Annotated in this window: 15 protein-coding genes; 6 read left to right on the plus strand and 9 right to left on the minus strand. The window is 53.5% G+C overall.

Annotated features, from left to right (window positions below):
* On the plus strand, nucleotides 1–186 hold a 186-nt coding region (locus ACQ4M4_RS28145), incomplete at its 5' end, for a hypothetical protein (RefSeq protein WP_430687781.1).
* A 202-nt stretch (nucleotides 187–388) separates the two neighbouring features.
* Here the strand turns inward: ACQ4M4_RS28145 and ACQ4M4_RS28150 are convergent.
* Entirely contained in the window at nucleotides 389–2,467 is a 2,079-nt protein-coding gene (locus tag ACQ4M4_RS28150; RefSeq protein WP_430687782.1) for a S9 family peptidase, read from the minus strand.
* A 385-nt stretch (nucleotides 2,468–2,852) separates the two neighbouring features.
* Here ACQ4M4_RS28150 and ACQ4M4_RS28155 point away from each other — a divergent pair, with 385 nt between their 5' ends.
* The gene (locus tag ACQ4M4_RS28155; protein ID WP_430687783.1) at nucleotides 2,853–3,803 is read left to right on the plus strand and encodes an ATP-grasp domain-containing protein; all 951 of its coding nucleotides are present in this window, start codon (nucleotides 2,853–2,855) and stop codon (nucleotides 3,801–3,803) included.
* A gap of 291 nt (nucleotides 3,804–4,094) precedes the next feature.
* Here the strand turns inward: ACQ4M4_RS28155 and ACQ4M4_RS28160 are convergent, their stop codons facing one another.
* The gene (locus tag ACQ4M4_RS28160; RefSeq protein WP_430687784.1) at nucleotides 4,095–6,044 is read right to left on the minus strand and encodes a TolC family protein; all 1,950 of its coding nucleotides are present in this window, start codon (nucleotides 6,042–6,044) and stop codon (nucleotides 4,095–4,097) included.
* A gap of 375 nt (nucleotides 6,045–6,419) precedes the next feature.
* Nucleotides 6,420–7,109: an SDR family oxidoreductase gene (locus ACQ4M4_RS28165; protein WP_430687785.1), complete on the minus strand. Its 690-nt coding sequence runs from the start codon at nucleotides 7,107–7,109 to the stop codon at nucleotides 6,420–6,422.
* A gap of 187 nt (nucleotides 7,110–7,296) precedes the next feature.
* Between ACQ4M4_RS28165 and ACQ4M4_RS28170 the strand changes: the two genes are divergently transcribed.
* Complete coding sequence (locus tag ACQ4M4_RS28170) at nucleotides 7,297–8,118, plus strand: tetratricopeptide repeat protein (RefSeq protein WP_430687786.1); 822 nt, start codon at nucleotides 7,297–7,299, stop codon at nucleotides 8,116–8,118.
* 168 nt (nucleotides 8,119–8,286) lie between these two features.
* Here ACQ4M4_RS28170 and ACQ4M4_RS28175 read toward each other — a convergent pair whose 3' ends face one another.
* Both ACQ4M4_RS28175 and ACQ4M4_RS28180 read right to left on the minus strand, forming a co-directional pair.
* Nucleotides 8,287–8,835: a hypothetical protein gene (locus ACQ4M4_RS28175; RefSeq protein ID WP_430687787.1), complete on the minus strand. Its 549-nt coding sequence runs from the start codon at nucleotides 8,833–8,835 to the stop codon at nucleotides 8,287–8,289.
* Nucleotides 8,835–9,629, minus strand: a complete 795-nt coding sequence (locus tag ACQ4M4_RS28180) for a YebC/PmpR family DNA-binding transcriptional regulator (protein ID WP_430687788.1) — start codon at nucleotides 9,627–9,629, stop codon at nucleotides 8,835–8,837. The genes ACQ4M4_RS28175 and ACQ4M4_RS28180 overlap by 1 nt, the downstream gene beginning before the upstream one ends.
* A 470-nt stretch (nucleotides 9,630–10,099) precedes the next feature.
* On the opposite strand from ACQ4M4_RS28180, the gene ACQ4M4_RS28185 reads away from it, so the two are divergent.
* Nucleotides 10,100–11,167: a Rieske 2Fe-2S domain-containing protein gene (locus ACQ4M4_RS28185; protein WP_430687789.1), complete on the plus strand. Its 1,068-nt coding sequence runs from the start codon at nucleotides 10,100–10,102 to the stop codon at nucleotides 11,165–11,167.
* On the opposite strand, the gene ACQ4M4_RS28190 is transcribed toward ACQ4M4_RS28185, so the two are convergent.
* On the minus strand, nucleotides 11,131–12,126 hold the full coding sequence (locus tag ACQ4M4_RS28190) for a Rieske 2Fe-2S domain-containing protein (protein ID WP_430687790.1): 996 nt from the start codon (nucleotides 12,124–12,126) through the stop codon (nucleotides 11,131–11,133). The two genes, ACQ4M4_RS28185 and ACQ4M4_RS28190, sit on opposite strands and share 37 nt — an antisense overlap.
* Nucleotides 12,127–12,269: 143 nt before the next feature.
* Here ACQ4M4_RS28190 and ACQ4M4_RS28195 point away from each other — a divergent pair, with 143 nt between their 5' ends.
* Together ACQ4M4_RS28195 and ACQ4M4_RS28200 are read left to right on the plus strand one after the other, a co-directional pair.
* The gene (locus ACQ4M4_RS28195) at nucleotides 12,270–13,169 is read left to right on the plus strand and encodes a Tab2/Atab2 family RNA-binding protein (protein ID WP_430687791.1); all 900 of its coding nucleotides are present in this window, start codon (nucleotides 12,270–12,272) and stop codon (nucleotides 13,167–13,169) included.
* A gap of 271 nt (nucleotides 13,170–13,440) precedes the next feature.
* Nucleotides 13,441–14,751 carry a TldD/PmbA family protein gene (locus tag ACQ4M4_RS28200; protein WP_430687792.1) on the plus strand — a complete coding sequence of 437 codons (1,311 nt, stop codon included), beginning with the start codon at nucleotides 13,441–13,443 and terminating at the stop codon, nucleotides 14,749–14,751.
* Here ACQ4M4_RS28200 and ACQ4M4_RS28205 read toward each other — a convergent pair.
* The 3 genes from ACQ4M4_RS28205 to ACQ4M4_RS28215 all read right to left on the minus strand — a co-directional run bounded on the left by ACQ4M4_RS28205 (nucleotide 14,728) and on the right by ACQ4M4_RS28215 (nucleotide 17,647).
* Nucleotides 14,728–15,252 carry a GrpB family protein gene (locus ACQ4M4_RS28205; RefSeq protein ID WP_430687793.1) on the minus strand — a complete coding sequence of 175 codons (525 nt, stop codon included), beginning with the start codon at nucleotides 15,250–15,252 and terminating at the stop codon, nucleotides 14,728–14,730. The two genes, ACQ4M4_RS28200 and ACQ4M4_RS28205, sit on opposite strands and share 24 nt — an antisense overlap.
* Nucleotides 15,253–15,283: 31 nt before the next feature.
* Nucleotides 15,284–16,987, minus strand: coding sequence for a phospholipase D-like domain-containing protein (locus ACQ4M4_RS28210; protein ID WP_430687794.1), 1,704 nt, complete (start codon nucleotides 16,985–16,987; stop codon nucleotides 15,284–15,286).
* Between the two features lie 534 nt (nucleotides 16,988–17,521).
* Nucleotides 17,522–17,647: a DUF4278 domain-containing protein gene (locus ACQ4M4_RS28215; RefSeq protein WP_430687795.1), complete on the minus strand. Its 126-nt coding sequence runs from the start codon at nucleotides 17,645–17,647 to the stop codon at nucleotides 17,522–17,524.
* Nucleotides 17,648–17,940: the final 293 nt, after the last annotated feature.

Genomic DNA, 17,940 nt, shown 5'->3' on the forward strand with positions numbered 1-17,940 from the left:
AGGGCTTTTCTGAAGTTTGCGCGCCGCGCAAACTTCAGAAAAGCCCATTTTTGCGTGCGCAACGCGCACGCAAAAATGGGCACTTCAGCTTATCCAAAACTCAGGTTTTTCTCAGTACTCGATCCCATTAAAACCCAGACTCTAAAGCCCTATGCCGTCCACGTCGCGGGCGACACAAGGCTTTAGGGATTTTTGTTTAATTATGGCTGCTTACTTATCAGTTTTAAGTGCCGTTAGGACAGGGACAGGTTGAACCTCACAACGGTTCTATTGACATGGCGATCGCGACAACGCTGAACGCGCGGTAGGTCATGGTTTTGATTGCGGCTCGTGCTTCAGCACGAGCCGCAATCAAGATAGATTCGATCAACTAGTTGATCGCCCCAGGCTAGTCCTCAACCAGCCCCCATTCTTTCAGCAGAAAAGCATACTCAAAGGCAATTTCTTTGAGCTGTTCGTAGCGACCGGAAGCACCACTGTGGCCGGCGCCCATATTGGTTTTGAGCAGTAGCGTGTGGTTGTTGGTTTTGAGATCGCGCAGTTTGGCGGTCCACTTGGCAGGTTCCCAGTAGGAGACTCGCGGATCGTTGAGCCCAGCGGTCACCAACAGGGCTGGGTAATCTTTGGCAGCGACGTTGTCATAGGGCGAGTAGGATTTCATGTAGTGGTAGAATTCGGGGTCGTTTGGATTACCCCACTCTTCCCATTCCATGGCCGACAGCGGCAACGATGTATCCAAAATGGTGCTGACTACATCTACAAAGGGGACTTGGGCAATGACCGTGCGGAAGAGGTCGGGCCGCATGTTGACGACCGCACCCATGAGCAATCCGCCTGCGCTGCCTCCCGCAATTGCAAGGCGATCGCGACTGGTCCATCCTTGGTGGATCAGGTACTCGGCGCAGGCAATGAAATCGGTAAAGGTGTTCTTCTTTTGCAAAAACTTGCCCGTTTCGTACCAGTTGCGACCCATTTCGGACCCACCCCGAATATGGGCAAACGCTAGCACGACTCCTCGATTTAGCAATGACAAACGTGTTGATGAAAAGTAGACGGGATAGCTGGCCCCGTAGGAGCCGTAGCCAGTGAGCAGTAAGGGATTGGAGCCATCCTTTGAGATGTCTGCCTTGTACACCATGGAAATGGGGACAGCGGTGCCATCGGGGGCGGTGGCCATGAGCCATTCGCTGCGGTACTGCTGTTTGTCATAGCCACCCAGAACGGGGGTTTCCTTTTGCAATAGGCGATCGCGCGTGTTGAGGTCGTAGTCAAATACGGAACTCGGCGTTAGCAGCGAGGTGTAGGTGAACCGCAGTGTGGTGGTATGAAATTCGGGGTTGGCTCCTTCCATCACCTCATAAATGGGCTCTGGAAAGTCGATAAGGTGCTCGGCTTGGGTGGACAACTGCCGCACCCGCACGTTGGGCACTCCCGCCTGCCGTTCATACACAATCAAGTGATCGGCAAAGGTGCTGACTCCCTCAATCAGGACATCCTGCCGATGGGGTAACACGAGCTTCCACTGGCTGCGATCGCTCACTCCTACGGGAGCCCACATCAGCTTAAAGTTGATTGCATTCTCGTTGGTGGTGATGTAGAAACCGTCGTGATGGTGCTCTACATAATATTCAATAGAGGGCGATCGCTCCTGCACAAATTGAAACTCGCCTCCAGGCTGGTTCGCATCCAGATAGCGCACCTCGGAAGTCACTTTGCTATTCAGACTCAGCAGAATATATGCTTCGCTGCGGGTTTTGCCCACGCCCAGGTAAAACGCTTCATCCGTTTCGTGGTAGACCAGCTCATCTTGCTCGATGGGGGTTCCCAAGGTGTGGCGAAACAGCTTGTAGGGACGATGGGCTGCATCGACCTGCGTGTAAAAAATGGTGCGATTATCGTTGCCCCAAGCAAAGGATTCGTAAGTTTCGGGGATGGTTTCGGCGTAGAGCTGGCGCGTTTCTAAATCTAAAAAGTAGAGCGTATAGAGCTCTGCGCCAGAGGTATCGACCGAGTAAGCCAGAATGCGGTGATCGGGGCTTACCTGAAACACACCCACATCAAAATATTCGTGCCCTTCGGCTAGCTTGTTTTGATCGAGCAGCACTTCTTCAGGTGCGTTCAAGCTGCCTAACTTGCGACATTGAATGGAGTACGCTTTGCCTTCTTCGGTGCGGGAGTAGTACCAATAGTTGTCTTTGCGGTAAGGCACTGAAAGGTCGGTCTCTTGAATGCGAGCCAACATTTCTTTGTACAACGTGTGTTGCAGAGCCTCGGTGGGCTGCATGAACGCTTCGGTGTAGGCGTTTTCTGCTTCTAGGTAGGCCATCACCGCTGGGTCTGTGCGATCGCGCATCCAAAAGTAAGGATCATCCCGGCTATCGCCATGGAGCGTGTGAACGTAGGGACGCTTGTCGGCGATGGGAGGATTAAGAGATACGGCAGGCGTCATCTCGTCGGTATTGTTCATAGTTGCAGGAAACCCAAAGATAAAGAAGCACAGGCTGAAATGATGACGTGGAGCGTCATCTGGGGGATTGACATGAAACTAGACTGTGCATAGCTCAGTGTAGATCTTTCTCTGAACCAAAAAAAACTATCGGGAGACTAAAGTTTGTTGGTTAGAGTTTATCGGTTATGGCCTCCGCACTGTAAGCAGGGTTTGAGGAATTTTGGATACTTTTTTGGATACTTTGGGGTGGATTGGTGTGGAGTTCGCTAGCAAAAGCATGCAGATTGTGTCAGCCCCATTGGGATAGAGGGAGGTACATACTTCGACCCCATGCAAAACCAGATCCTAAGGCTCTATGCTGCCCGCACAGCAGATGGCATAGAGCCTTAGGATTTTACGGTTCATGATGGCTGTTTGCTTAGACGGGTGGTGTGCGGATGGCGATCGCTCTTTTACAATCGTTGCAGTTGGTCATTGCATGAGTGTTGGCTCTGCGTTATCTATCGCTATGATTGTGCTTGCCCCTACCGATCCCTCCTCATCACAGCAATTGGTGCTGGCGATCGCACATCACTTTCACATTTCTGTCCATGCTGTGGATCAGCCATTGCCGCTGGGTAAGCGGGGCACTGCGATGTTGTGTTTTGGCTCCACACTATCCTGTGCAGATTACCAACAGCGGTATGATGTGGCGCAGCAGCAGGGCCTGCACTTGCTCAACAATGCGGCCCAGCACCAGCTTGCCCAAGAGTTTGACCGTGCTTACCCTTACTTGGCGCACCTAACTCCCCAAAGCTGGGTGGTGAGCGAAATGGAGGAGCTAGAAAGCATCTTGCCGCAGCTTCGGTTTCCGGTGTTTGTGCGGGGGGCGGTTGGGGCACTGCGGGCGCAGGGTTGGCTAGCCTGTGTGGCAACTGGTCCTCAAGAACTGCGCACGCGGGTGGCCGTACTATTGGGAGAGTTGACTTCCTGGTCGCGCGATCGCGCCATTGTTCGCGAGCTGGTTCCCATTTACGGGGCCGAGCTGGAATTCTGGAATCCAGAAGTGACGAGATGGCCGATGGGGCGAGAGTTTCGGGTGGTGTGCTACCATCAGCAGCCGTTGAGCTATGGTTACCTGTGGCCAGGAGACCATCCCCGCTATCTATCCGTGGCAGAAGAAGAGGCCATGCTGGCGATCGCTCTACAAGCCTCATCTCGTTTGGATGTACCATTTTTGGCGGTGGATGTTGCTCAGCTAGAGGGTGGGGAATGGATCGTGATGGATGTGAACGATCCGCAGTGCTGCGACCTGAGCCAGCAACCGCTGATTCAGTTTTGGCAAGCCTTGACTCGATGCATTGACCGCCCGTAAAAAACACAGAGTTTTGGATAAGCTGAAGTGCCCCTTTTTGCGGGCGCGTCGCGCCCGCAAAAAGGGTTTTTTCTAAGGTTTGCGCACTGCGCAAACCTTAGAAAAAACCCTTGATCGAAACTGACGTTAAAACCGTGGGGACGATAGGACAAACCCTGATCATCCCCATTGATGCAAACCCGAACTGCGTATGAGTGTTGGAGAGGCTAAAAAGCCCATGCAAAGCGTTTCCAAAAACACTTGTCCTAACTCAGTTCCATCCGACCCTAACCTTAGAGGGCGATCGCCCAATTAGGGCACATCCACCAGACTGTTGTTTGGCAGGTTGCTGACCGAACGGCGCAATGCCACCAGCGATCGGTTGTACCCCAAAATGGCGTTGAGCTGGTTCACTTCAGCACGGGTGAGTTCGGTTTGGGCGCGCAGTACATCGGACTGGGTGCCAACGCCCGCCTGAAAGCGCAAACGAGCCAGTCGCAACGATTCTCGGGCTTGTTCTACCCCAAGTGTGGTGGTTTCAATGTTGTCTCGGTTGGCGGTTAGCGACAGATAGGCTTGCTCCACCTGAAAGCGCACGTCTTCGAGCGAACCGGCAAAGTTGACTTCGGCAATTTCGGAATTGATGCGCTCTTGACGGGCACGGGCGCGCGATGCGCCACCATCAAACAGGTTGAGCGATACTTGCAAGCCCAGGCTATAGCTATCGCGAGTATCGAGGCTGGTGGTTAGACTATCGGGAACGCCGCTGCCCGATGAGTTCAAGACATCTTGGATGGAGTACCGACCAAAGACGGAAACCTGTGGCCCCAAGTTGGCGATCGCGGCTCGTCTCCGCTGCTCGGACACATCTCTTTGAACGAGCTGCTGCTCATTCTCAGCCCGGTTGCGATACGCCAGTACGATGCTTTCTTCCAGCGTAAGATCCCAATCATCGGCAACGGTAATGGGGTCTGCCGCTGTAAGGGTTGCTGTTTGCGCAATGCCTAAGCGCTGAGCCAGTTGCCGACGGGCAATTTGTTGGCGGCTAATGTTTTGCGTAAGCTCCTGGCGAGAGTTGGCCACATCGACTTGGGCCTGCAGCACGTCGAAACGGGTGCCAACTCCAGCTTGTTCAAGGGCTTGGGCATCCCGTAGGCTTTGCTCGGCCTGGGCCAACGCATCTTGGGCGATGCGTACTTCTTCGTCGGCCTGCTGTAAGTCGTAATAGTCGGTGCTGACATCAAGACGAAGCTGTTCAGACAAAACCTCAACCTGCAGCTCTTGGAGGCGAACGGTTCCCCGAGCGGCGCGGATGCTAGCCGAGCGGAACCCCGAAGTGAACAGATCGTAGTTGACGGTGAGGTTGGCTCCCAGGGTAGCGGTAACGTTGTCTCCGGTAATGCTTTCGGTGTTGGCATCGGCCTCTTGCAGGTCAAGCGAACCCTGGGCGGTGACGCTGGGCAAGTTCGCTGCGCGGGCTTCGGCGAGAGCAGCACTGGTGCGGTCAAGCTCCAGGCGGGCGGCTTGAAGCTGGCGATTGTTGCGCTCGGCTAGGGCGATCGCCTGCTCCAGGCTAATGGATTCATCCACCACCACTTCTACTTCGCTAGGCTGCGTAGGAAAGTTGAGTGGGTTGGGGCTGGGTTCCAGGGCTTCGGGGATGGGAACGCGATCGCCTGTGGTGATAGGCTCGGCCTCTGGCGTAACGGTCGGCGCGGCTTCAGGATTGTCTTGAAACCCATCCTCAGGGCTCACCAGCGGATCGTTCTCAGCCGGAGGAACATCGTCGGGCTCTAGGGTGGGCAGTTGGGCCAACCGCGACGGAGCGGTGTATTCAGGCTTGGACATGGCCTGCACCAACGGGGCAGACTCGGCCAGGGCATTGGTCGGCGCTACCGTTGAGACTGCTGTGGAGGGAACGGCTGGCGCTTCAGCACTTGGTGTTTCTACAGTTGGCACGGTGGCACTGGCCAGGGGCGCTTCCCAACTATTTTTGACGATGGGTTGGGTGGTGTTGGTGACAGGAATCGTCAGAGCGATCGCTTTGGTGGATGCGGTTGCTTCTGGAGTGGTGGGCAAGGCCGAAATGACGAGCGCGGACTCTGAAGATGGCGCAGTGGCGGCTTCAACCGTATCTTCGCGACTTGCAAGGGCAATCGTGAGCGAGGAATCGGGGGTAGAGGTTGCTCTCACGACATCGACCCAGCCCAATGAGAGGACCACTCCAATACCAGCAGCAATGAGCGTTTGAGGAGAATGCATAGTCTTTCTGTCGAAACGGATGAAATTTGAGAAAAAACTGGCAAAACCGCAACTTATGCAGAATAGCCGCAAAGCGCCGCCATCGCAAACGCGAGCACTCTAATAATCGCCCCTTATCATCGCGATGCAACTGGGGCGATCGCATCCCCCATCTGGATCATTAGATTCAGTTGACTTGTATCCTGCCTGGCGGAATGATGAACCCCTGCCGCTAGGATCCCTCAACCTTGAGCCTGATGCTGTCCACAATCCGATGGGGTATCACCCTCTCCTGGGGTCGTCGCATCAATCCGGATCGTCTGGCAGATTGCTGCCCTTAAGCGTGCATGGAGTTTGCAACTGAACCGTTGCCGTACGGGCTGATGGGCGATCGCGCTACGGATGGGGCAGCTCAACCACCTCAAACGCTTTGTCGCTGGGGACGGTGGTGGAATCCACCGCAGAGAAAATGTGCTGATGGGTGTGAGGAGCCTCTAGACAGCGGCAGACCAGCTCGGCCACATCGGCTCGGGTAATGCTGCCCGAAATGGTGGGATCTGGTGTGAGCACTCCAGTGCCCGTAGCAGGATTGGAGGTGAGGCCACCCGGACGAATAATGGTATAAGTCAGCCCGCTTTGAATGAGGTGCTGTTCGGCTTTATCTTTTTCGACCAAAACGGGGCCAAGCGCTTCCAAAATGTGGGGGGCCAGTGCGCCCTGGCTGTTGCCGCTGCCAATGGAGGTAATTAAGATAAACTGCTCGGCTTTTGCTGCGATCGCGGCATCTACCAGATTACGGTTGCCCAGGTAGTCGGCTCGCTGTCCGGCTTGGGGTAGGCCACCAATGGTGCTGATGACGGTGGTGTTGGGCTTGGGCTGAAGGGCGTTGGCCAACTCGGCAGGATTTAATGCATCGCCAAACACAACCTCGATTCCCATCGCTTCGAGGTCGGCTTGGGCTGCGGGCGATCGCAGTAATGCAGTCACCGAGAGCGATCGCGCCCGTAAGGCTTTGGCAATTTCGCGGCCTAGCCCACGGCTAGCCCCAGCAAGAAAAATATGGCGAGAAGTTGGCTCAGATATCATAGCACTGTACTGGCGAGGGGGGGATAGTCGGTTGGTTTCAGCCTTCAAGTGTAGCGGGGAATGCTGATCGTGAAAAATTGATGGTAAATCTGAAATGTACTCAATGAATTCCCACGAGGTTTTCGCAAGCCGTCTAAAATTGGGGCAATCTGTTAAATGTAAATGAACCTCCACCGAAAAAATAATCATGGGAAGCTCTGTCACCGTTGATGCCACCACCTTTGCTGATGAGGTCATTCGTAAGTCTTATGAACAGCCAGTTCTAGTCGATTTTTTTGCTCAGTGGTGTGGCCCGTGCCAAATGCTCAAGCCCATGCTGGAAAAGCTGGTGAAGGAATATGAATTTACGCTGGCCAAGGTTGATATCGATCAAAGCCCGGAGCTGGCCCGTGAATATGGGGTGGAAGGGGTTCCCGATGTGCGGGTGGTTGTGGAAGGGCAGGTGATGCCGGGCTTTGTTGGGGTGCTGCCTGAGCCCCAGCTGCGGCAACTGCTGGCGCAGCTCAATTTGTCTTCAACGCTGGAGGTTGCGTTGGCTCAAGTGCGCGCAGCCAAGGCCGCAGGTCGCCTGAGTGAGGCAGAGCAACTGCTGGGGGCGCTGATGGGTGAGTATCCCGAAAACTATGAGCTGCTGCTAGAGGTGGTGCAAATGTTGATTCAGCGCGATCGCCTGGATGAGGCCGATCAACTGCTGTCGGCAGTACTGCCTCAAGATCAGGAGATGTATGCTCGGGCACAGGCGTTGCGATCGCTGTTGTCTCTCAAGCGTGAGTTGGATGAGGTTCCAACAGATCATGAGTTGGATAGGCAGTTTCAAACCGCAGTGAAGCACACGCTATCAGAAGAGTACGAAGTGGCGTTGCAAAGCTTGTTGGAGATTGTGGAGCGCGATCGCAAATACCGCAGCGATGGTGCCCGCAAAACCATGATTTTGGTGTTTGATCGCTTGGGCAGCACCCATCCCTTGACCGGAACCTACCGCCGCAAGCTCATGTCGGCCCTGTATTAACCTGAGTTTTGGATAAGCTGAAGTGCCCATTTTTGCGTACGCGACACGCCCGCAAAAATGGGCTTTTCTGAGGGGTGCGCGTCGCGCACCCCTCAGAAAAGCTCTTAACTGAAGCCGAAGCACCCGTCATTCCCCGGCACATTCAATCCGCCAACCTGGACTCTGTAGTCAGGCAAGAAGGCACTCTGTATGGGCGATTAAGGTCAGCCATTCCTCGCCTGAAACGATCGCACAGGCAATTTCATCTCCACCATCGAAGATGTGCAGACCGACGGTTTCAAACCACAGAAAAAAACTTTGGAGCACGCCATAGGAACGATGGGTGGGCCAATGGACAGTTGTCAGAGCTTGGCCAATGAGTGGGGCAAAAGCGGGCTGGGGCGATCGCCCAGTTACCAAGGATTCCAGCTCCAATATTTGAAAGGTCGATTCGTTGAGAATGGTTGGATCAAAATGCGTGGCCGCATTCCAGGGCTCGATCGCCCATCGTTCGCTGCACTTGGTGCTAAAGCTAACTGCCCCTGCCTCAAACCACAAGATGAGTGGCCAGTCGGGTTCCCAGCCCTCCTCGGAAACAACGCCCCAGATGTCACATAAGGGCGATGCCATCATGGGGCGCAAGTGGGCACAAAGGTGATCGCTTGCGGCTTCATACTCTACCCAGGTGGGGCGGTAGCCTACCAGACCCATCTCGTCAGGAGGTTCGGCGTTGGTCATCACACCATGCTCAGCGACATGAGCTCATCGGCCATGTCGAAGTTAGCCGTAACGGACTGGACATCGTCCAAGTCTTCCAGTGCATCCATCATTTTGAGCAGGGCGATCGCCTGATCCGGCTCTGTCACGTCCACGCTGTTATTGGGAATCCAGCGCAACTCAGCCTGCACAATTTTGTAGCCGCGCTCTTCCAACGCTTGGGAGAGCGCTTCCAGGTTGGTCGGATCAGTAAAGACCTCTGCCCCAGGCACATCTTCTTCAACTTCGGCCAGTTCATAGGTGTCGGCTCCGGCCTCCACTAGCGCTTCCAGCAGGGCCTCTTCGTCGATGGCTTCGACCTTAACCTTGCCCGTGCCGGGTTGGTATAGACTCACAACGCCTTTTTGATCAAACATCCACCCAACGCAGCCCGTTTCGCCTAAGTTGCCGCCACGCTTGCTAAAGGCGGCTCGCAGGTCGGCGGCGGTGCGGTTGCGGTTATCGGTCAGGGCTTCAATCAAAATTGCCACGCCGCCGGGCCCATACCCCTCATAGCGAATTTCTTCTAGGTCGGCTTCGGAGCCAAGCTTGCCAGAGCCTTTGGCGATCGCCCGGTCAATGTTGTCGTTGGGTACGCCTGCGGCCTTCGCCTTATCGATGGCGTTGCGCAGTTGAAAGTTGGCGGCGGGGTCGGGCACGCCATGCCGTGCAGCCACAATAATTTCGCGAGAAAGCTTGGCAAAAATCTTGCCTTTTACTGCATCGACTCGCGCTTTTTGGCGCTTAATGTTGGCCCACTTACTATGTCCTGCCATGGATTCACATTACAAAACTACGTCAACCCTTACAGTCGGTTGGTCATTTTCTAGGATAACCAACCAACGTTCGAGATCCACAGGCAGAACTGACGCCAGTCCACCAAACCGAGGGGTAGGGTTGGGTATTGGGGGTTTGTACCCAATACCCAACCCTAAGCGTAAGACCTGCTTGGGCAAAGCGAGGGTTGGAAAAACTGCCGGGAGCGCTTAGCTTGTGAAGTTTAATTCTGGCGGCTCTGCGAATCCAGAACTCTATAACCCATGTCTAGGATGAATTCAGCCGGATTGTGGAACGCCACTGCTCTCTAAGCCTGACCCTACCTCAACTAAGCTGGCAAGGGCTACCATCGGGCGATCGCCCATAGTCATGAGCATTACAGGTAATGAGCATTACAGATTCACTAGGGCGAACCTTTTAGGCTGTTGATTTTCTGGCAAACTGGTGAATTTCTAAAGAGGGAGTGCCGATGTTAGTCACCCAGCAGCCTGTGTTGAAGCGCTTCTGGTATCCGGTGATGCCGATGGAGCAGTTATCGAGCGATCGCCCACAGTCGTTTCAGCTCTTGGGGCAGGCGATCGCCCTATGGCTGGATGAGGCGGGGCATCCGGTGGCAGTGGCGGATCGGTGCTGCCATCGTTCGGCTCAGCTTTCTAAAGGGGTGATCATCGACGGCTGTTTGCGCTGTCCGTATCACGGTTGGTCGTTTGACCGAGATGGCACCTGTGTGAATGTGCCCCAATTGGCAGCTGATCAGAAAATTCCTGCCAGCTATCAAGTTCCGGCGTTCAAGAGTGCCGCCCGTTATGGCTATGTGTGGGTTTGTCTGCACGATGAGCCGCTATTGCCTATTCCCTACATTCCCGAAGCGGATGATGCTGCCAATCGTCTCATTCCCCAGTTTTATGAACCGTGGCAGTGTAGCGGTTTGCGACTGATGGAAAACTCGTTTGACAATGCGCATTTCAGCTTTGTCCATGCGGCTTCGTTTGGCAATCAGCAGCAGCCAGAGCCGGCCAGTGCCGAACTCAGCACGCTGGAGTATGGCTTGCAGCTTCGTGCCACCATTCCTGTGGTGAATCCACCCATGCAGCAAAAGAACTTAAATATTCCACAGGAAAACACGTTTCGCTATGCGCTTTCAACGTGGTACATGCCGTTCTGCCGTACGTTAAAGATTACATATCCCAATGGATTAATGCACCTGATCTTTACGGCTGCAACTCCAGTCAGCGATCGCGTGTCTCAAATCGTTCAATTTTGCATTCGCAACGATACCGAGGCAGAGGCCAAAGCGGCAGATATTATTGCATTTGACCGACAGGTAACTGGCGAAGACAAGGCTGTCTTGGAAACCACCGATTGGGACACTCCATTAGAGATTAGCGCTGAACAACACATGCTGTCCGATCAACCGGGAATCATTATGCGGCGCAAGCTAGCCGCGCTGCTAAAAGCCCATGGCGAAGTGGAACAGCGATCGCCATTCGCCAATACCTTTCAGGTGAGGGAATTGGGCGATCGCCATACTCCATAAGTCAGCCCCAACTGCTTTAGCCATTTGCGGTAAAAAACAGAAGTGCGATCGCTCGGCACATGGAATTCCAGGCCACCCTCCAGGGGCAGCGCTTGCGGATTGTGCGCCTGCAAATTGGCCAAATCCTGCTGCACAATTCCATCTTGAAATGCCACTAGCTCGGCTTCGGGTACCTCGTGTGCGGTGTTCATTCCCATCAGCATCCAGGCGATGCAGTTGACCTCATCCACAGGCGTAACCTGAAGCAAAATCGTTAAGCTTTCCCCGGTGGGGTTCAGCTTTTGCAGATAGGCCGCGAGGGGACGCATGGCCCAGTAGTGGTAGGTAACCTGCGCCCCTTCACCCGTTCCGATGGGATCGGGTTGCCACACGCGAATGTTGCGAGCGTGAACTCCGTCTGGTTCTAGCGTAACGTCGTAGGGCTCAATGTGAGGCAATGTGCGATCGCCCAAAATTCCCTCATGCAGAAATGGGAAATGGGCCACATCCAGAAAGTTCTCGATTGCTCGCAAACCATTGGCCTGAATCGGATAAGGGCCAGCCACAAAGCAGCGAAATGCTGGATCATCCCACTCCAGAAACGGGGGTATCTCAGCCGGGGCTGTTCCCAAGCAGGTGTAGATGAGGCCGTAGCGCTCTTGCACTGGATAGGGTTGGGCACAGGCGTTTGGCGGTATGAAACCGGGATGGGCTGGAACCGACACGCATTGCCCATCTGTTCCAAAGGCCATGCCGTGGTAAGCGCACACCAAGGTATTGCCGCTGACATGCCCGACGGAGAGCCGCACACTGCGATGGGGACAGCGATCGCGCCATAGGCTCACATCCCCACTGGCACTCCGCCACAGCACCAAATCCTGCCCCAACAGACGCACCAACTGCACCATTCCCGCAGCGATATCGCGCGATCGCCCCACCACATACCAATCATTTCCCACCACCGGATCGATCCCATCCATGCGTCACCCTGCCTCCAAACTGCGCCAGCTTACCGCAAACCCTTCCACCAAAATCGTTCAACCCCAACAAACTGACCTCCCGACTCCCGACTCCCGACTCCCTCCCAACTCCCTAAACCGACCAGCAATGCCCCTCCTCTCGTATGATCAATCAGGAGAGCCTAACCGATGAACTGCACATGCCTGTTATTTGGGAATTAGATTTTTACTCGCGGCCCGTTGTCGATGAGAATCAAAAAAAACTTTGGGAAGTCTTGATTTGCGAAAGCCCCCTCAGCATTGAAAGCAAGCCCGAGTCACTCTTTCGCTATTCGCAGTTTTATGCCAATACCGAAGTTAACTCGGGAAATCTGCGGCAAGCCATCGAAGCGGCGATCGCCCAAGCTCCCAAGCCACCCGATCGAATTCGCTTCTTTCGGCGGCAAATGGCCAACATGATCTCCAAAGCCTGCGACGAACTGGGAATTCCTGGCTATGCCAGCCGCCGCACCATTGCGCTCAATCAATGGATTAACCAGCGCATGGCCGAAGAGTACCCCACCTATCCCAACTATCAACCTGGCTCCAACCCCTCGGTCATGATGCCCAGCTCCGATCCGCAGCCACTTCCCGATGCGCTGATCGGTCAACGATGGGCCTTTGTGTCGCTAGAGGCCAGCGCCTTTGCCGATATGAGCGAGTGGGAAATGGACTTTAGCGAGGCATTTCCGCTCGATTTGCTCAACCTGGCACCCAATATGACCATTCCAGGGCTGCTGGTGTTTTCGCAGCGATCGCTCCCTCTGGCCGCATGGATGTCTGGGTTAGAGATGGCCTTCGTCAAACTTGCACCGGGCGATCGCCCCCAACTTTTGTTGGAAACGGGCAGTAACGATGCCTGGATCTTGGCCAATCTTTCCAGCCCAGCCCTACAAAAAGAAGCAAAAGATTTTGAAGCCGCCAAAGAAAAAGCCAACGGCGTACACTTTTTAGCAGTGCAATCTGGCCCAGAAGCCGAAACCTTTGCCGGATTCTGGCTCATGCAAGAACTAAATCTGGCGTAATGTACCACAATCCCGGAAGATAGTTTGGGGGCAGTAAAGAGGGAGTCGGGGAGAGGCTAGGGATTAGGAGGTAGGGGCTAGGGGGTGGCTGACAAGCTTGCGTTTGGTTTGTAAGTTCTGGTGGTTTGATTTCACAATTTGGCTTCTCGTAGTGCTTCCCTAATTCAGAACATTTCCTGATAACGCCGTTTTCTGCCTACTCTTCCCACTCCCGACTTCCTAACCCCTAGTCCCTAACTCCTAGCCCCTTTACCAATTGATTGACGCAGTTATGGGTTCGGATCGTCCGCAATATTCCGCATTGGCAGAACAATTGCTGGAACTGGCGCTGCGCTCGGGAGCAGAGGCCGTAGAGGTGTTTCAATCGCGATCGCTCTCTCGTCCAGTGTTTTTTGAGGCCAATCGACTCAAACAGCTCGAAATCTCAGAAGCTGAAGGAATTGCCCTGCGGCTGTGGCGCGACGGGTGCCCTGGCTTGGCAGTGGCCTATGGCGATATTGAACCCCAAGCCTTGGTGGATCGAGCGCTGGCACTCAGCCAACTGAACGAGCCTGAAACGATTGAGCTGAGCGACTCAACGAACCGCAGGTATCCTGATGTGGGCGAGGCGGTACCTGTTGAGCAGTTGGTGGAATGGGGCCAAGAGGCGATCGCGCTCATCCGCGATGTGTATCCCGAAATTCTGTGTACGGCCGAGTGGGAATGTGACATTGAAACCACCCGATTGATAAATTCGCGTGGATTAGACTGTGGCTACACCGACACCACCCTGAGCTGTTACATGGATGCGGAGTGGATTCGGGGCGAAGACTTTTTGAGTGTGGGGGATGGCCAAACCGAGCGAGGCAGCCTCGACCCCGTTTCCCTGGCTCAGCAAATTTTGCAGCGGTTGGAATGGACAAAAGAGAATACGCCGCCGCCCACGGGCAAAGTTCCGGTGCTGTTTACCTCCAAGGCCGCCGATATGCTGTGGGATACCGTGCAAGCGGCCATGAATGGTAAGCAGGTTGTTGAGGGTGCATCTCCCTGGGGCGATCGCCTGGGAGAATTGGTGATGTCGCCGCTGCTGACATTGTTTCAACATCCCGACATTGGTCCCTACAGTTGCCCCTTTGACGATGAAGGCATTCCCACGCAATCCATCACGTTTGTGAAAGAAGGTGAACTGCAATTGTTTTACACCGATCGCCGTATTGGTCGGTTGCTAAGCAGTGGCAGCACCGGCAACGGATTTCGTCCTGGATTGGGCAGTTATCCTACACCCGGATTGTTTAACCTGCTGATTGAGCCAGGGTTTCATCCCTTGGAAACGCTCATTGACACCATGACTGATGGCCTCATCGTGGATCAAATGCTGGGAGGCGGTGCAGGGATTTCGGGAGACTTTTCGATCAATGTTGATTTAGGCTATCGCGTCCGCAATGGAGAAGTGATTGGCCGTGTAAAAGACACGATGGTGGCAGGCAATGTTTACACCGCATTGAAACAAGTTGTGGCCTTGGGTGGGGATGCCGAGTGGAACGGGTCTTGCTATACTCCCTCCCTAATTGTGGAAGGGTTATCTGTGACGGGGCGGGGATGATGGATCTGGCTCAAGCGCTCGTTGAATCACCGATTCAATAAAGGATGATTTGGCCTGGGTGTAGGATGAGCGATCGCCCCGAAAAGCCTGTGCCAAGCGCCGTTTCAATGCCTCGTACTGCTGTGCGGTCGATGGATGCGATCGCAAATAATCTCGAAATCGCAAATGCCGCTGCCAAAAGTGACTCATTGGTTCTGCAATGTGTAAGTGATAGCCCGATTTAAAGAAATAGCGCCGATCGGGAATGGATGGCATCGCTTCGGGCGTATAGCCCAACAGCCGCAACGGCTCCACCCAATTTTCAACCTCCTGGAGCGATCGTGCCCCTGCCAGCATATCGATAATGGGCTTGGCCGCTAATCCCTGAACAGAGGTGCTGCCAATGTGGTGTAGTTCTAGGAGTTGAGGCGCCAAGGCCGCTGTGAGTTTCTGCTGTTCAGCTTGGTACAGTACAGGCCAAGTCGCGTCATATTCCACAATGACAATGGGCTCTGGCGTCATAGGCGATCGCTCCTTTTCCAACGGTCAAACATCAACATCCCGAAAACCGTAACCGATCGGCTTGCTTCAAGTTTCCTTCGGTGAAGTAAGGTGTTGTCCAGCCATCGTTTGGGCTGAGGGTGAGCCGCCTTGAAGACGCGATCGCTGAATTCTCGCGTGAATTTTCTAGCGAACGTGCCTGTGCATCTTGCCGCACCCGAAATCGAAAACGGTAGTGATCATACAATCGCATCAGCTCGCAGCCATAACAATCGGCAACCCGTGGATCGCCCTGAATAATCAAGAAATTCTCATCGTTTGTGCGTGAAGCATTGCTCGAAAAGTTGTGGGAGCCGCTAATTACAATCGGATGATCGGATGTGAAATCAATCACAATTAACTTCGTGTGAATCAAAATATTGCCACGTTGGCCAGCAGTTGATTCTTTCAAAAACCCTTCCAACCCTTCGTTTAGCATTGCAGTTGCGGTAAAGTCTGCTGTGCGATCGGCGTGGATGCCTGTAATGATGGAGCGGCTATTTTGCAACCCATAGCGCAAGATTGAATCATGAGGTTCTCCCAAAAAAGCTTCTTCTAACCCCGCATACAGCCTAAATGCCGTACAAAACAATACATCTCGTTTTGCATTTCGCACGAGTTGGATGAACGTATTTAAATCAATTTGTCCTGTTCGTGGAGAAAAGCCTGCAAACAGCGTCGAGGATGATGGAATGAATTGATCTGGCGCGATCGCATTTACCCGATTGATATAGCGTCGGGTCTCCCCAACTGAATCGCCACGAAACAATCCATCAAACAGAGCCAGGTATGCTTGTGCAATATCCGATTGACACACAACATGAACCACATTGGCCTGACGATACACCCCATTGTGGGTAAAGTTTGTGGAACCACATAACACAGCTTCAGGCACGCGATCGCCCATTTCGATGCGACTCAGCACCATAAACTTGTGATGGCAAATGCCATAAGTTATGCGACCCTGCTTGACCGCGAGAGGCAAACTTTCTAGAGCATGCTCATTTTCGGTTGTTGCAGGATCGTTTGGCTTAGCATGGTAGACTACGCGGACTGCTACCCCTCGCGCATGGGCAGCGGCGATCGCATCTACAATATCTGGCAATTGATACTCATAAATTGCGACATCCAGCGCCCATGTTGGGTCTGCCGCTTGCTGAATGAAGCTCAGAATACGCTCTAGCACGCCTCGCGTCAACCATTCCAAAACCTGTGGCGGGAGTGGTGGTGCGGGTTGTTTTTGCCGCCGTGCTGCATCCAGTTGATCTGCTATTTGGGGAAACTTGCGTGAAAATGCTTGGCTGGCCGCCGCCGCCCGGTTAAAGATAACCTGATGGTCGCCCTGGGTCATGCTTGCCGTCCGCACTGCGACCACGGCCTCATCCCCCAACTCGGGATGTTTGGCTGTGCCATACACTGGGTAAACCGCGTACTCATATGAAGTATCGGGATAAACGCGATAGTCTGACCAGCGAAACTTTTGAAGCGGTGCAATGTTCGATCGCAGCAATGTACCAGGTTTGTGTCGCATATGGGGGAACGGTAGCGCGCCCATGAGCCATTCATGGCGACCTGTTCGGCCATCTCGCCGCTTAATCGCAAACCCTAACAATCCCGTTCGGCGGTCAGGCTCAACGTTCATTGCCAACAACACTCCGGTCGTGCCTGTGTAGGCTTTGACGGTTACCCCGTTGCGTTGGGCAATTTGTCGCACCATGATGGGTCATCCTTGCGGTTGGCGATTGGGTAAATGAGGCTCATGGGGCTACCGCAGAACCGAAACTTTAAAGATGATGGCGATCGCACTGTTGTACACGACTTGCACAACTGTACACAACATGGGTATATAGCGGTTGCCCACAGTGTTTCGTTCTCGTATCTCTAAACGATGAGTGTGAGATATTCATACTCAATCTCATCCTGAGCTAGAAACGAAGTGTGGTCTCTACTCAAGTTGATCGTGTGGTCATGATCAAATAATGAGCATGATCGTGATACGAACTCGTGGCCGTTCTAATGTTTGAATACCATTTCCTTACAGCTAACATCCATTATTTTATCCGTCTCGCTAGGTGATGATTCATATTTTTTGGGTCAACTCCTGCTTCCATATCGCTATCCATTGGCATGCTAGCTACGTAAACACAAAAAAAGCCTGGTAGCCCCCTACCAGGCATTGAATCTTCGTTTCTCAGCATTTGGAAATTCGTTAATCAGTCAGCAAAAGAGGTTTATCTCTAGAGATGTATCCCTATTTGATTTTGATTTCTTGTGCGTGTAGTTCTACACCGCGATATTTACCAATGACTTTGCCTTCGGTTGTAGCGATCGAAGGAACTCGGGTTTCGTGCTTAACGCCGCGATAGGAGAGCTTCATGAGTCGTTTCCTTGTCTTTGTTCATGCTTTAAGAATACCCAAAACTACCTGTAACTTACCTCATCCAGGTGTATCACCTGATTGGATGAATTTAAATTTGGTGAATTGAATTAAGCCGATGTCTGGGGCATGAAAAGTTGGCTCAAGCAGTTTTGCTGCATCCTTCAACCGATATTCCGCAGGTTGCTGGGAATTAATTAAGCAGGTAGTAACGGCAGTAAGGTAGGCCCAAAAGTTGGATGATTTTAGAGCGCTCATCCATCAGATTACTGACCTGCTGAGCTTGCCCGATT

Origin of the sequence: Leptolyngbya sp. AN02str, from assembly GCF_050565595.1 — a bacterium.
GTDB lineage: Bacteria > Cyanobacteriota > Cyanobacteriia > Elainellales > Elainellaceae > Kaiparowitsia.